We start from the raw sequence: 13,613 nt of genomic DNA on the forward strand, positions 1-13,613 counted from the left end.
GCGTTTGGTTGAACGTGTTCAACGAACAAGCAAAGCCCTGCGCATGACCCGCAAACCCGAGCTCGAAGCGCCAACCGCCGACACCCCGCTGAACCAGCGCGAGGCCGCCAAGCTGGCCACGCAGCAAGCCGTGCTGGCGGCCGCGCGCGACAGCTTCGAGGAGCTGGGCTTCGAGCGCGCCAACCTGCGCGAGATCGCGGCGCGCGCGGACGTCTCGGCCGGCACGGTGCTGCACTACTACGGAGACAAGCGCGGCCTCCTGCACGCCGCGCTCTTCGAGGAACTGGACGCGGCGCTCGACCACGCCATCGCCGCGGCACAGGCGGCTCCCACGCTGCTTCGGCAGCTGAACGCGCTCACCCGCGCGGTGTTCGCCTACTACAAGGCGCGCCCCAGCCTCTCACGCGTGGCGCTGCGCGAGTCGCTCTTCGCCGACCCACCTTGGGCAGAGCGCTTTGCCGCGCAGACCACGCGCGTGAGCCAGGCCATCGCGCTGCTGGCCGGGGCCGCGCGCACCCGCGGAGAGCTGCCCGCCAGCACGGACCCCACGCTGCTGTCGGTCACCTACCTGTCCATCTTCTACTTCGCCCTGATCGCCTGGGTGCAGCAGACCGTCGCCGACCCCGAGGCGCTGGTCGCGGTCCAGCTGCGCCACCTCATTCACCCTCCGGAGAACACACCCGATGAGCCCCAGCCTGTTCCGAGACGACGCCGCGCGTGAGCGCATGGAGGCCTGGTACGAGCGCGTGCGCGAAGCCATCCCGACGCCGACCACCAGCCAGACGCTCACTACCAGCTTCGGCGCAACGCACGTGCTGAGCGCGGGCCCCGAAGACGGCCCGCCGCTGGTCGCGCTGCACGGCGCCATGGCCAACTCGGCGCTGCTGCTGCGCGAGCTGTGGCACCTGACCAAGGAGCTCCGCGTCCACGTGGTGGACGTGCTGGGCCAGTCCGTGAAGAGCGCGGACGCCGCGCTGCCGGTCAAGGGCGACGCCCACGGGCGCTGGGTGGGCGAGGTCATGGACCAGCTCGGGCTCGAGCACGCCAACGTGCTGGGCGTGAGCTGGGGAGGCTTCGCCACGCTGCGCTTTGCCGCGCTCGCGCCCGAGCGCATCGAGCGCATGGCGCTGCTGGTGCCGGCGGGTGTGGTGAACGGGAAGGTGCTCGAGGGCATCTTCAAGATGGGCATCCCCATGGCGCGCTTCCGGCGATCCCCCACCCAGGCCAACCGCGAGCGCTTCCTGGGGAACCTGCTCACCACCACGGACGACGACTGGAGCGACTACCTGAGCGACGCCTTCCAGAGCTACCGCATGAACATGAGCATTCCGCCGCTGGCGAAGCCCGCAGAGTTCGCGCCGCTGCGCGCGCCGGTCATGGTGATCGCGGCGGCGAACGACTACAGCTTCCCCGGAGACCGCCTGCTGGCGCGCGCCAAAGAGTTGTTCCCCACGCTCACGCACAGTGAGCTGCTGCCTGGCGCCAAGCACAGCCCACCCACCACGGACGAGTTCCGGGAGTGGCTGGCCGGCAGGCTCGGCGCGTTCTTCGCGGGCGCCTGAGCCTCATGGAGCGGGGGCGCTGCTCAGTCACCCGCGCGTGACGGGCAGGCCCAGGTGACGCGCCAAGTGATGGGCCACGTGCGGGAACGGCGCGCTGAGCGGCTCCCGGAGGCTCAGGCGCTCACCCCCGTGCAGCGTCACCCCAACGGTGCCCACGTCCATCCCGGCGATGTCGACGGTGCCCAAGAACACGCTCGCGATCGCCTCGCGTGGCACCTGCCGCTCGCGGCCGTTGCGCAGCGCCACCACGAGCCCGCTCGGGTGCAACGTGAGGCGCACCAGCTCACGCCGCGCCGCGCGCAGCGGGAAGGCCACCAGCGCGAAGAGCAGGAACCCAACCAGCAGCGTGGCGCCCACCGCGCCAGCCACGTCGTCGTGGGTCACCGGGGCGGTCTGCGTCTCCAGCGAGTGAAGCGCGCCGCCCGCGAGCCCCAGCGTGATGCCCGCCGGGAACAGCAGCGAGAACCAGTCGGTCCACGCGGGCAGCCGATAGCGACGGTGCCACGTGTGCTCCGACCAGGGGGAAGCCACCCACCCGGACGCGCGTGGAGCGGGCTGCGGCCTGCGCGCCATCACCCAGCACGCCACGGTCGCGAGCGCCCCCAAGAACCCGAGCACCAGCATGGGCGTGGCCGAGTCCCACGCAGCCGGCCCCTCGTAGGTCATGAACGACAGGCCCACGGCCAGCAGACCCAGCGCGGAGAGCAGCGCCATCAGCCCAGCGAGTATCAGCCAAGCGCCGCGCATGGAGCGCTGGAGCGGCGAGGGACCGTCGTCGGCGCGGGTGGGCCGCCCGGGCTGTGGCGTGCTCAAGAACTCGTCTCCACCGGGGGAGACTAGCTCACACACGCCTGGACACGCTGGTGAACCCGCAAGCCGTGTGCCTGCGGCAGCCGCGATGCGCGGGACGCGCTAGTCTGGCGCCGTGCAGCTGCTCACTCTGGCCCTAGGGGTCGTTGTCTTGGTCGCGGTCTTCGCGGTGCCCTGGTGGGTGCTCGGGAGGGCGCGTCGCGCGTCCTCGACGCCGCGCCCTCCGCTTCAGCGCTTGGCCCTCGGCCTTGCCGTGACTGGCGTGGTGATCACCACCGCAGCGCCCGTGGTCACCGTAGTCCTGCTCGTCGGCAGCTTCAGCGCCGTGGCGGACGCAGACTCGAGCGCCAAAGCGACGCAGCTTGCGCGCGGCATCTCGACCGCGATGAACTGCGGTGCGTTCGCCATGCTGGGGGGCTGCGTGATCGCGGTGCTAGCGGGGTCGATCCTGCTATGGCAGCGGCGCGCTACGCCCGGCTGAGTGAGCCGCTGCGCGCCGCAGGTCGCCAGCCCGTGAGCGGCTCAGAGGCCGTACTCGACGCTGACCGCCACGCGGTACTGCACCTCCACCAGCACCGGGTGGCGCAGCACGGGCGCCTCCACCACCAGGCTCAGCAGGTCGAGCTGCACCGTGGCGCGACGCAGCACGGGGTAGCGCAGGCTGGTGGGCCGGATGGCCAGGTAGAGACCCGTGGCGCCCCGATCATCCAGCACCTGATCCTGCAGGAGGATGGAGACCCCCACGGCGACGGACGCGCTGACCCGGCCGCGTGCGAAGAGCAGCTCGCTGCCCACCGCGAGGTTGAGCACCCCGGTGGTGTAGTCCACGTCCAGCTCGCTGACGATCCAGTGGTCGCGGTCCACCAGCCCGAACACGCCGTAGCGGCCCCAGCGGCGCCCGGCACGGACGCCGTAGCCGAAGCGCGGCAAGACGGTGGAGCGGTCCTGCAGGTCGCCGAAGAACGAGCCGTGCAGCTCGGCGCCCAGCCACACGTCGCGCCTCTCAGCGCCGCTCGGGTTGGGATCGGCCTGCGCGGCCGCGGAACACGGAGCCAACAGGACCAGCGCCGCCAGCGCGAGGGCGCGGCGCGTCATACGGCCTCCGAGAGCAAGCTGCGCCGAGCACGGCGGCGCATGACCCCCACGACTGCCACGACCACCAGCGGGACGAGCGGCGCAGCAGGCACGTGCGAGCGCCGCGGCGCAGGCCCCACCGTGCACGACAGCACCGGCGTGGTGGGCGAGCGGCGCGCCAGCTCGAGCCAGGGCGAGTCGCAGTAGTCGTTGCTCTGTGTGCACGCGGTGTAGTCGCCGAGCGCCGCCGGGTCGGTGAGCGTGAGCCAGCGCGCAAGCACCTCGTCGAGCGCGGCGCGCGCAGGCGGGACGCCCTGCTCGGGCACGCGCAGAAAGGGCTCGAAGACCAGCAGCAGGTCGCTGCTGGCGTCCACCGCGGCCGCGTAGCGATCGCGGTTCTCGCCCTCGCCATCGGGGCCACAGCGGTCGGTGGCCTCCGAGTGCGCCATGCCGTCGCGCTCCTCGTCGTGGCGCCCTGCGAGCGGCGCCTCGAAGTTCATGACGTGCACCACGCCACGCATGTCGGCCGTGCGCAGCGAGTGCGCGAAGCTGTCCTGGAGCGTGTGCAGCGCGCGCCCCAGGTGGTAGGCCGGCCCCCACACCTCCACCTCGAACACGCCGTAGATGTCGAGGGTCACGTAGATCTCGTCCACCTCTGCCGCGCGGTCACCACCAGACAGCGTGGCCTCGTCCGCCACGTGCGTGAGGCTGGCCAGGATCTCGGCGCGACAGCCCCCGAGCGCGCTCGCGTTGCCCGCGTCGAAGTCGTCGGTGGCGGCGCGCAGGCAGTGCAGGTACTGCCCGCCAGGGTCGGCCTGCGCCGCACGCAGGGTCTGAGCGTTCGTGACGGAGTGGCCCTCGGTGTCGGGCGCCCGCGCCCCCATCACCACGCTGAAGAGGAAGAAGCGCGAGGCCCGGTCGAGCTCGCCGGCGTCACCCAGGTAGGCGTCGGCCACGCCCTCCCACTCTTCATCGGGGACGGCGCTGTCCGGAAAGCGCGGGAGCTGGTCCATGCTGCGCAGGAACGCGCTGGTGGCGATCTGCTCGTGGCAGCCCCGCGAGAACCCGGTGCGGATCTCGAACGCGCTGGCGTCGCCGGCCACCAGCGTGGCCAGCAGCCCGAGAGACAGCGCCCAGCCGCAGCGCCTCATGGCGCACCTCCCACGCCGAACTCGATGGCCAGGACGGTGCGGTACTCGATCTGCACGAGCGGGATGCGAGTGAGATCCGGCATGAGGAAGGTGAAGGTCAGCGGGTCGATCACCAGCATGCCTCCGCCCCGCAGCGGCACGCGCACGCCCGCCGGCCGGAAGTCGATGAACACCCCCACGGCGCCGGCGTTGTCCACCACGTTGTCGCGCAGCAGCACCGATGGGCCTGCGCTGAACGCGCCGCGCAGGTGGTCGTCGAAGTAGCGCACGTCGGCCCCGAGGCCCACGTTGAGCGCGCCCTGCAGCACCGAGTCGAAGGGGCGCCCCGCGTCTCCCTCGGCCACGATGGGCGCGAACCAGAACGTGGTGTCGAGCTGCAGGAAGACACCCAGCTTCCGCGGCGATGCGCCCCGGAAACCGAGCTTGAGCTCCGCGCCGAAGGTCAGCCCCTGCCAGGAGCCGTCGATGACATCGCTCAGGAACGCGCTGTGCACCCCGCCGCTGAGCCACCACGGCGGCGTCGCCGGAGCGGACGGTTCCGCCGCGGACACCGGAGGCTCGTCCGCGTCGGCCAGGGCGACCGACGCGCCGAAGGTCGCCCACGCCAGGAGGGCATGAGCCACGACACGTCGGAGCCCCACCACGCTCAGCGCCGCAGCCGGAACCTGCGGCGGCGCACCAGCAGGCCGAGCGCCAGAAAGGCCATCAGCCCGAAGGGCGTCTGGCTGCTGCCGCGCACCGAGCAGCCGCAGCCGCCGTCGCCCTCGCTCCCGTTTCCGTCGATGAGCGTGACCGTGGCGCTGTCGCCGGCACCCACGTCGTAAGCCGACGCATCCGCCACGAGGCGCAGCACGATGACCTCGTCGATCTCGTCGAGGTCGTCGTCCACCGAGAGGATCTCGACCGTGGCCGAAGCGCTGCCGGCGGGGATGGTCACCTCTCCGGAGAGGGCCTCGTAGTCCGCGCCCGTGGCCGTCCCCACCACGGTGTAGACTACGTCGAGCGCGGCCGACGTGTCGCCGGTGCGCACCACCGTGATGGTGGCGGTGGTGTCTGGCCCGCGCTCGTAGAGCACTCCGTCGGTGACCTCGAAGCTCACGTTCGGCAGGTCCGGGACGCAGGGCAGGCGCAGCGTCCAGCCGCGCAGGACGCCCTGCTGGCCCTCGACGGCGTCACGCACCGTCAGGGTCCAGACACCGTTGCGGGCCTTGCCGTCGAACGCGGAGAGCGGGTTGAACGGGAGGAACTCGCCCGACATCGCCGGGATGGTGGTCTCGCACAGGTCGGTCGCCACCACACCGTCTTCGTCGTCGAACGTGACGCTGAGGTCGTCGTTCGGGCAGTTCAGGTCGATGGCGCCCACGCCGGGACGGTACATGAGCGTGACGGCTGTTCCGTCCGGGTGGGTGAGGAGCAGCTCGAGGTCGCCCACGTACGGGTGGAGGATGTCGACGTCGAGGTCCACGTCCACCACGGTGTCGCTCGGGTCGCAGGCGCCCGGCAGCACGATCAGGCTGCTGGTGGTGACGCCCGTCGTGGTGGGCACGCTGAAGCGGAACCACGCGTCGTTGATCGGCGTGGCGCAGTTGGTGCCGAGCGGGGCCTCGCACTCGTAGGTCTGCGCGCGCGTGAGCACGGGCAGCGAGAGCGGGAGGAGGAGCGCCGACCCGAGCGCGAGGTTCTTGAGGGCGCGATTCATGGCTGACCTGCCAGCTGGAGGGGGAAACCTTGGGAGAAGACCGGGTCGGAGCTACCGGCCACGCGATGGACCGCGCCGATGAAGCCCATGTGGGCGCCGGGAACGGGCGAGGCCGGAGCATCGGCTTCGACGAAGTCGAGGTCGATCTCGAGCGAGCCGCTCGCATAGGGAGTCACGATGCCGCCCGCGCCTACGGGCACACGCCCCGCCACGAAGCCGGGGACGAAGCCGGCGACCGCGGTGCTGTTCTGCGAGACGTCGTAGGCCGTGAGCGAAGCCACCCCGCCGGCGAACGACCCCGGCACCGCGTTGCACGCGTAGGGAGTGGCCGTGCGATGCACGGGACGGAAGACGATCAGCTCCGTGGTGCCGGTGGCCGCGCTGTTGAGGAACGGCACGCGCCACTTGTTGGGCAGCGCTTCGCGGCGCGACGAGCCCGAGATGGGCCAGCCGCCGAGCCAACCATAGAACGTCATGTCGCCCGCGCTGAGCAGTGGGCTGACCTCGTGCAGCGCGATCAGCGGGCCGCCGTAGGAGAAGTCATCGTTGCGGTTGCGCACCTCGAAGGACCCCGAGAAGTTGTCGCGGTTCCCGAGGGCGCTAGACGCGATATCGTTCTCGGATACCGGGTGGTCGAGACACTGCGTCAGGTCGTCGATGACGATGTAGCCGCGAGCCACGCCGTCGCCCAGGGCGCGACCGCCGCAGCTGCCGCCCCACTCGTCCGTGGGCTGGCCCGTGTGGGCGGCGCGCAGGAAGGCGACGGCGTCCGCATCCAAGACCGGCGCGGGCAGGCTCCCGTAGCAACTGGCGAAGTTGATGTCCTGGGAGATGGGACCCTGCGGCGTGATGGTATCCTGTGGGTCCTGTCCGTCGCTCGCCGAGCGGCTGTCTAGGCCTCCCAAGAAGAGCATGCGCAGGTCGACCACCGCCATGTCGTAGCCCGTGAGGTACACGTTGAACGTCCGCGTGGGCACGCCACGGTCGGTGAAGAGCGTCACCAGCGCCAGCCCGGCGCTCGCCGTGTTGTTCACGATGGAGAACTGGGTCTGGGCCTCGTTCTGCTCGTCGAGCGAGACCTCGAAGTACGGCAGGACGAGTGAGGCTGCCGCCCGTGGGTCCAGCATGGCGATGGGCCGCACGTTGCCCCCCATGAAGTAGTCCGACGTGGGCTGGGGGTTGCCGGCCACCGTGGGGTCGAAGCCGTCGTCGATGGGGGTGCCGAAGGACAGCGTGCCGTGCGTGGGCGCGCCGACCGCGTCCGGATAGCGCGCGCTCAGCACCACCGACTGCCCGAGGCCCATGGCGCTGGCCGGGTCGGCCGCAGCCGGGAAGTTGGTGTGCAGGGTGAACATGCCGCTGCGGTAGGGCATGGGCAGCCCGTTGGCGCCGCCCACCGGGTGGCGTCCCGCCGCGAAGACGAACGGCGTGGTCCCGCCCGTCCCGTACTGGGTGAAGGCCTCGGCCTCACTGAAGAAGTTGAGCGAGCCCTCCTCGAGGTCGAGCGCGCTCTGTGCCGCCGCGCTGCAGCCCACAGCCGCCGGGTCGGTCTCGGTGCGCTTGGTCTCGCGCCACACGATGACGTCCGAGCGCGTGGCGGCGGCCTCCACGCTCCACTGCGTAGGCAGCCGCTCACGAGCGTCCGCGCCGTTGTAGCCGACCAAGGCGCCATAGAACGTAGCCTCGTCCACGCGCGGGTCGGTGGTGCTGGCCTCGATGTGCACGGCCTGCTCGGCGTAGGCCGGACGGTCCGCGCCCTGCGTCATGACGAAGTGACCGAGCAACGTGTTCGCGGTGGCGAGCTGGGTGCCCCAGTAGGTGCCGCTGGTGACCTGCGTGGTGCTGCACGCCGTGACCGTGTCGACGGTGACGTAGCCGCGCGCGATCGCGTCGCCATGGTCGGCGCCCGGGCAGCCCAGGTTGGTGTTGGCCACGCTCGGAATGTGCTGACCGGTGAGCGCCGCCGCGAGGTCGGCCGTGACGCTGGACCCCAGCGTGTTGAGCGGGAAGCTGCAACCCGGGACGCCCGCGCCCGCCGCGCTGGTGGGACGCTGCCCCATGAGCAGCGCGCGCATGCCGATGGTCTGCTGGGCGTGCGCGGTGAGGTAGAGGTCGAAGTCGTGGACGGGCACGCCACGGTCGGACCACACCACCACGTGCGCGAGCTGCGGCGCGGACGACGTGTTCTCGATGGTGAGCAGCGTGTCGCGCGTGGTGCCCGCGGTGTCGGCTTCGAAGTAGGGGAAGAGGAGCGTGGCGGACGGAACGGGGTCCATCGCCCCGATCTCGGCGGAGGCGGTCGATGTCCACGCGCTGCCCAGAAGGGCCAGCGTGAGCACGAGAGGGTTGGGTCTCATGCCAGGCAACGTACGCCCATTCAGCGGTCATGGCCCGGCGAAAAAACGTGTGATCCCGGTCAATTGCGCTGAGGGCGGAACAACTCGATGCCGCCCGCCGACGGGCATGCGTCGTCATCCCCCGCGTACGACACAAGGAGCTCGTCGCCGGGCTGCCCATCCACATTGGCGAAGACCACCCCAAAGGGGGTACAGCCCGCCAGCCGGGCCTCGGGCTCTTGCACCGCGTCGGCAGTGAGCTCTGCGCCTCGGCTGGTGAAGACGTGCAGCGTCCCATCCTCCTCGCCCGCGACCACCTCGAGCGCGCCATCTCCGTCCAGGTCCCCGGAGCCGATGACCGTGATGGCCATGAGCGGGCGGCCCGTGAACAGCCGGGTGGCCGTGGCGCTGCCGGGCAGGACGCACTCGAGCACGCCCTCGAGCCCCTCGGCGCCGGGCATCAGCCCGCCCACCAGGACACGCATCCCGTCCGCATGCGGGGCCAGCGCCACGGCGCGCACCACCCGGTCGCTCGTCAGGCCGGGCAGCGTGCCGAGCGCCAAGCCGGCTTCGGTGGTGCGATACAGCACGTTGGCGCTGCCGACGGTGTTGGCGGCGGCCACGATCTCGAGCCCCGGGGATACGGGATCCACGTCGGCGATGGCGAGCGAGTCGCCGTGACCCGCGAGGTCGGTCACGGGCCAGAGCGGCTCGAAGCCGCCCACCACGCCCAGGAGTACGAGCATGCCGCGGGGGCGTCGCGCCGGGTCGGTGCTGCGCTCGAAGGGACGCGGGCCGTCGCTCTCGGCGATCACGTCCATGCGGCCATCGGCGTTCCAGTCCACCGCCTCGATGGCGCGCGAAGAGAAGGCTCCGATGATGGAGGGCTGCACCACGCCGAGCGGGGGCCCGTAGACCTCGAAGACGTCCGCGCGGCGCACCAGCACCACCAGCCCGGTGAGGTGCACCGCCAGCGCGAGGTCTTTCACGCCGTCTCCATCAAAGTCTGCCACGGCCACGTCGCCGTAGTCGTAGGGCAGCGCAGGGAAGGTGAAGCGGGTGGTCTGCTCGAAGCGGCCGTGCCCGTCGCCGAGGAAGATCTGGGGCACTTGCGAGGGCGATTTGCGTGCCGGTCCGTGCACCACGTCCAGGTGGCCGTCACCGTCGAAGTCGACGACGGCGAAGCCATGACGCCACTGGCCAGCGCGCGGCAGGCCGCTGTCCACGCGCTCGAGGGTGAAGCGCGCAGCCGCGGGGGCTGTGGGCTCGGGCGTGACCGACACGCTGGCGGGGTCTGCGGGCGGCGTGGTCGACCGGCGCGAGAGTAGGGCGCCAGCGCCCACCAACAGCAGCACACCCACCACGCCCGTCAAGAGAGTGCGCGCCGTGACGCGACGGGGGCTCGAGGGGGTGTTGTCGGTCATGCGGGGCCGAACCTTGGCACGCGCGCCGAGGGGAGCCAGGCGTCACGAGCGTTCACCCCGCGGCGGGCAGCTGGTCGCGCAGCACCCCCAAGAAGAACGCGTCGCCACGGAACTCGCTCATCTTGCCGATGCGCTTGCCGTCTCGGTACAGGAAGAACTGCGGGATGCCGTAGAGCCCGAAGCGCGTGGCCAGGCTGTCGTGCTCGTAGGCGTTCACCTTCACGAGGCGCGCCGGAACGTCGCCCAGCTGCTCGAGGACAGCGGGCAGGCGCGAGGCGAAGAACTCGCAGTTGGGACACTGCGGGCCCCAGAAGTAGACCACCACCAGCTCGTCGCGCGGCGTGAGGACCAGGCCGTCGAAGGTCTCGGGGGTGGCGTGGTGCACCGGGATCATGGGAACCGAGTAGCAGGCCATCGAGGCAGTCGCCCGCCATGTCCTTCAATCCGTGCGGTTGACGACCGGGGCGAGGCACCCGTCCTCCATCCACAGCCGCCTGGTGCCGAACACGCGCAGCCTCGGGTCGTGCGTGGCGATCACGACACCCACGCCCTTCGTGTGCGCCATCTGCGCGAGCGCCTCACCCACGGCGCGTCCGGAAGCACTGTCGAGGCTCGCGGTGGGCTCGTCCGCGAGCACGAGCGCTGGCCCGTGCACGAGCGCTCTCGCGACGGCCACGCGTTGCTCTTCACCCCCCGAGAGCGCGTGGGGTCTCCGATGGGCGAGGTGTGGGATGCCTAGCTCTTCGAAGAGAGCGTCGGTCGCAGCCAGCGCCGCGGCCCGCTCACGCCCCGCGATCAGCGCCCCGAGCAAGACGTTGTCGCGCGCCGAGAGCGCGCTGAGTAGGTTCGGATGCTGGAACACGAAGCCGACAGCGCGCGCTCGATGCGCCCGCCTGCGCGACGCGGAGAGCGTGACGACACGTTCTCCCGCGAGCAGGACGTCACCCTGATCCGGAGACAGGAGCCCCGCAGAGACCGTGAGCAACGTGGTCTTGCCGGACCCGCTCGGTCCTTCGACGAGCACCACTTCGCCGGGTCGAACGACGAGGTCTACGCCCGAGAGGGCCTGAACCGCATGCTCGCCGGTACCGCGGGCGCGGCTGACACGATGAAGCTCGAGAATGCTCATGCGCGGAAGGCCTCCACAGGGTCGATTCGTCGGAGACGCACCAAGGGCGCGTACGCGGATGCGAGCGCGGCGACACACAGCACGAGGACGATCGTGAGCACGTCGTGCGCATGGATGACCAACCCCACCGTGGGGAACCAGCGCGCGAGCGCGCTGCGAAACGCGCACGAGAGCAGGGCGCCCAACGCGCCACCAACCATGACGAGCACGATGGCGTGCGTGAGCACCGAGAGGGTGACGCGTGTGATGGGCGCACCGAGCGCGAGGAGCACGGCGATGTCGCGCGCGCGATCGTCGACGACCGCGTGGATCAAGAGCGAGACGAGCACGGCCGCCGCAGCCATGCCGACGACGCAGACGATGAGGAGCAGCGGACGAAACCCTGCGGCCACCTCGCGGACGTTGCGCTCGACGAACTGCTCTCGTGCATAGACGGAGACGCCCGGGAGCCGTGCTTCGAGCTCGCGGGCGACCGCGTCCCGGTCCGCGTCGCGCACGAGCTGAACGGCGACGAACGAGACGCGCTCGCCGAAACCACTCGCGCCAGACGCGCTCTCTCGCGTCAAGAAGGCGAACTGGGTCGCGAGCAGGTTGGTCTCGTCGGAGATGCCCACGACCCGCGTCTCGACGCCGTTGAGCTGCACACGTCCGCCGACGTCGACCCCGAGCTGGAACGCGGACGCGCGGTCGAGCACGACCTCTCGATCACGGCGTGGCGCGCGCCCCTCCGTGATCCGGGGCGGGCCACCGAGTCCAGTCGGTGCCTCGTAGCCGAGCACGAGCAACGAGAGCGGAGCCCGGTCGTCCGAAGCATGGTGCGCCGAGACGAAGCTGCGCAGCAGTGGGTCTGCCCGCCGCACACCGGGTACCGCGCGTGCGGCACCCAACGTCCCCTCGTCGAGGAGCGCCGACGACCGGATGAGATTGTCGGTCCCCAACGGCGCGATCCAGAGATCGATCCCCGGCTGACCCACATACGACTCGACCGCGGACGTCAGGTTCCGGTAGCTGGCAACGAGCACCACCACGAGCAACGCGCTCGTGGCAACGCCCGAAGCGGCGAGGAGCGAACGCCGCCAAGCGCTCGCGAGCGCACGATAGAGGAGTGGGTTCATACGAGAGCCATGTCGAAGCTGAGGGGACGCGGGCCAACGCGGAGAGGTACGGCAGCAGCGCTCCGCACGGTGTAGAGGTCGAAGTCGACGTGGGTGGTGACGAGCCCGCCCAGGGCGGCGGAGAGGGGATGGCGCACGTCGAGCGCGAGATCGAGATAGAGGTGCGCATGGCGCTCGCGTTCCCGGAGCAGCGAGACGAGCAGTCCGCGCAGATCTTCCGCACACTCTGCAGCGAACAGCGTCACATAGCCGAACGGCACGAGGTCCCCGTCACGCGGCATCGGGGCCACGCCCGCCATGCGCGCACCGATGCGATGCACCTGCCGCGCGAGGGCAAGTGATGGGCCGAGGCCGAGCAGACGCACACGTTTGATCGCGCTCGCATCCCAGACGGCACCGAACGCGGTCATTCGTCCTCGACGCTCGATGACGTGGAAGTCGTCGATGGCGAGGCCCATCGCGCGCATGCGCGCCCGCAGCGAATTCTCGCTCCACACGCAGGCGAGATCGCTCACCGCGCCGGTGCGATTCGAGAGCGCGACCATCTCCGGGATGTCGCTCTCGGTGGCCCTTCGCATGCCGGACACGCGGCAGCCGCGATGAGCGAAGTAGACGGAGTAGTTGCGTATCGTCGCGGCGCGCTCGAAACGGAGCGCAGACGTGCGGCTCTCGACGATCCTCGACATCGAGCGGTTTCCCCCGAGCACGAGAGCGATCCCGAAGTCCGCCCCCGTGGCTTCGAGCCTGCCACGCGCCGCGTCGAGCAGCTCGCCGGCGAAGCGCTTGCCTCGGTGATGCGGGTCGATCTTGAGGTCGCCGAGATAGGAGATGCGGCGTGGCTCGGTCCCCACGGTTCGTACCAGCGGCGCGTGCGTGCCCATCGCCGCGATCTCACCTCCACCCGGCGCATCGATGGCCAGGACCTCGGCCGCCGTGCCCTGCAGCCGCGTGAGCGCAAAGAAGTCTGGGTCGCGCTCTAGGCAGTAGCGCACCGACCCAGCCATCGGCGCGCGACGCGCTAGACGACAGAGTGCAGCGTTGTCGGCTTCGGTGGCGACGCGCACGGTCATCGGAGGCTGCCTTCCGGACCGCGATTGTTCTTGATGGCATCGAGCGAACGCATTCGAGAGACCTCAGCTGCATCGCGCCTATGCAGTGGTCGTGCCACGGACCACGCAGCCCGTTCGTCCGGGAACACCGGTACGTTCGGCTCAGACGCGCAGAACGTGGGCAATGAGCTGCACACATGCGTGCAGACGCCTGCACTCGGTGAGTGAGGTGTTGCAGCGAACCTCGCCACGTCCCAGGCTGTG

At 70.7% G+C, this 13,613-nt stretch carries 14 protein-coding genes; 3 read left to right on the forward strand and 11 right to left on the reverse strand.

Annotated elements, in window-relative coordinates; all coding sequences use genetic code 11:
* The first annotated feature begins 43 nt into the window (after positions 1 to 43).
* On the forward strand, positions 44 to 721 hold the full coding sequence (locus IPI43_07555) for a TetR/AcrR family transcriptional regulator (protein ID MBK7773983.1): 678 nt from the start codon (positions 44 to 46) through the stop codon (positions 719 to 721).
* The gene (locus IPI43_07560; protein MBK7773984.1) at positions 684 to 1,562 is read left to right on the forward strand and encodes an alpha/beta hydrolase; all 879 of its coding nucleotides are present in this window, start codon (positions 684 to 686) and stop codon (positions 1,560 to 1,562) included. The genes IPI43_07555 and IPI43_07560 overlap by 38 nt, the downstream gene beginning before the upstream one ends.
* 27 nt (positions 1,563 to 1,589) lie before the next feature.
* Here the strand turns inward: IPI43_07560 and IPI43_07565 are convergent, their stop codons facing one another.
* A complete protein-coding gene (locus tag IPI43_07565) occupies positions 1,590 to 2,375 on the reverse strand; it encodes a hypothetical protein (protein ID MBK7773985.1) in 786 nt (261 codons plus the stop codon).
* Positions 2,376 to 2,634: 259 nt separating this feature from the next.
* Between IPI43_07565 and IPI43_07570 the strand changes: the two genes are divergently transcribed.
* Positions 2,635 to 2,853 (forward strand): hypothetical protein, encoded by a 219-nt coding sequence (locus tag IPI43_07570; protein MBK7773986.1) that lies wholly within the window; start codon positions 2,635 to 2,637, stop codon positions 2,851 to 2,853.
* Between the two features lie 41 nt (positions 2,854 to 2,894).
* On the opposite strand, the gene IPI43_07575 is transcribed toward IPI43_07570, so the two are convergent.
* The 10 genes from IPI43_07575 to IPI43_07620 are packed head-to-tail and all read right to left on the reverse strand — an operon-like array spanning position 2,895 to position 13,370.
* A complete protein-coding gene (locus IPI43_07575) occupies positions 2,895 to 3,467 on the reverse strand; it encodes a hypothetical protein (protein ID MBK7773987.1) in 573 nt (190 codons plus the stop codon).
* Positions 3,464 to 4,597, reverse strand: a complete 1,134-nt coding sequence (locus tag IPI43_07580) for a hypothetical protein (protein MBK7773988.1) — start codon at positions 4,595 to 4,597, stop codon at positions 3,464 to 3,466. Before IPI43_07580 ends, IPI43_07575 begins: the two co-directional genes overlap by 4 nt.
* Positions 4,594 to 5,220 carry a hypothetical protein gene (locus tag IPI43_07585; protein MBK7773989.1) on the reverse strand — a complete coding sequence of 209 codons (627 nt, stop codon included), beginning with the start codon at positions 5,218 to 5,220 and terminating at the stop codon, positions 4,594 to 4,596. The genes IPI43_07580 and IPI43_07585 overlap by 4 nt, the downstream gene beginning before the upstream one ends.
* Positions 5,221 to 5,243: 23 nt before the next feature.
* A complete protein-coding gene (locus IPI43_07590) occupies positions 5,244 to 6,296 on the reverse strand; it encodes a proprotein convertase P-domain-containing protein (GenBank protein MBK7773990.1) in 1,053 nt (350 codons plus the stop codon).
* Entirely contained in the window at positions 6,293 to 8,653 is a 2,361-nt protein-coding gene (locus IPI43_07595; protein ID MBK7773991.1) for a hypothetical protein, read from the reverse strand. The genes IPI43_07590 and IPI43_07595 overlap by 4 nt, the downstream gene beginning before the upstream one ends.
* A 59-nt stretch (positions 8,654 to 8,712) precedes the next feature.
* Positions 8,713 to 10,056 carry a VCBS repeat-containing protein gene (locus tag IPI43_07600; protein MBK7773992.1) on the reverse strand — a complete coding sequence of 448 codons (1,344 nt, stop codon included), beginning with the start codon at positions 10,054 to 10,056 and terminating at the stop codon, positions 8,713 to 8,715.
* 52 nt (positions 10,057 to 10,108) lie between these two features.
* On the reverse strand, positions 10,109 to 10,450 hold the full coding sequence (locus IPI43_07605; GenBank protein ID MBK7773993.1) for a thioredoxin: 342 nt from the start codon (positions 10,448 to 10,450) through the stop codon (positions 10,109 to 10,111).
* A 45-nt stretch (positions 10,451 to 10,495) separates the two neighbouring features.
* Positions 10,496 to 11,185 carry an ABC transporter ATP-binding protein gene (locus tag IPI43_07610; GenBank protein MBK7773994.1) on the reverse strand — a complete coding sequence of 230 codons (690 nt, stop codon included), beginning with the start codon at positions 11,183 to 11,185 and terminating at the stop codon, positions 10,496 to 10,498.
* Positions 11,182 to 12,300, reverse strand: a complete 1,119-nt coding sequence (locus tag IPI43_07615) for an ABC transporter permease (protein MBK7773995.1) — start codon at positions 12,298 to 12,300, stop codon at positions 11,182 to 11,184. Before IPI43_07615 ends, IPI43_07610 begins: the two co-directional genes overlap by 4 nt.
* A complete protein-coding gene (locus IPI43_07620; GenBank protein ID MBK7773996.1) occupies positions 12,297 to 13,370 on the reverse strand; it encodes a hypothetical protein in 1,074 nt (357 codons plus the stop codon). The genes IPI43_07615 and IPI43_07620 overlap by 4 nt, the downstream gene beginning before the upstream one ends.
* Positions 13,371 to 13,613: the final 243 nt, after the last annotated feature.

It is taken from the genome of Sandaracinaceae bacterium (assembly GCA_016706685.1).
Taxonomy (GTDB): domain Bacteria; phylum Myxococcota_A; class Polyangia; order Polyangiales; family Houyiibacteriaceae; genus JADJJE01.

What these genes read in the sequence shown, in the direction of transcription:
- IPI43_07595 (MBK7773991.1), bottom strand. Translation starts at nt 8,653, where the DNA reads ATGAGACCCAACCCTCTCGTGCTCACGCTGGCCCTTCTGGGCAGCGCG.
- IPI43_07580 (MBK7773988.1), bottom strand. Translation starts at nt 4,597, where the DNA reads ATGAGGCGCTGCGGCTGGGCGCTGTCTCTCGGGCTGCTGGCCACGCTG.
- IPI43_07555 (MBK7773983.1), top strand. Translation starts at nt 44, where the DNA reads ATGACCCGCAAACCCGAGCTCGAAGCGCCAACCGCCGACACCCCGCTG.
- IPI43_07600 (MBK7773992.1), bottom strand. Translation starts at nt 10,056, where the DNA reads ATGACCGACAACACCCCCTCGAGCCCCCGTCGCGTCACGGCGCGCACT.
- IPI43_07590 (MBK7773990.1), bottom strand. Translation starts at nt 6,296, where the DNA reads ATGAATCGCGCCCTCAAGAACCTCGCGCTCGGGTCGGCGCTCCTCCTC.
- IPI43_07610 (MBK7773994.1), bottom strand. Translation starts at nt 11,185, where the DNA reads ATGAGCATTCTCGAGCTTCATCGTGTCAGCCGCGCCCGCGGTACCGGC.
- IPI43_07620 (MBK7773996.1), bottom strand. Translation starts at nt 13,370, where the DNA reads ATGACCGTGCGCGTCGCCACCGAAGCCGACAACGCTGCACTCTGTCGT.
- IPI43_07605 (MBK7773993.1), bottom strand. Translation starts at nt 10,450, where the DNA reads ATGATCCCGGTGCACCACGCCACCCCCGAGACCTTCGACGGCCTGGTC.
- IPI43_07615 (MBK7773995.1), bottom strand. Translation starts at nt 12,300, where the DNA reads ATGAACCCACTCCTCTATCGTGCGCTCGCGAGCGCTTGGCGGCGTTCG.
- IPI43_07575 (MBK7773987.1), bottom strand. Translation starts at nt 3,467, where the DNA reads ATGACGCGCCGCGCCCTCGCGCTGGCGGCGCTGGTCCTGTTGGCTCCG.
- IPI43_07560 (MBK7773984.1), top strand. Translation starts at nt 684, where the DNA reads ATGAGCCCCAGCCTGTTCCGAGACGACGCCGCGCGTGAGCGCATGGAG.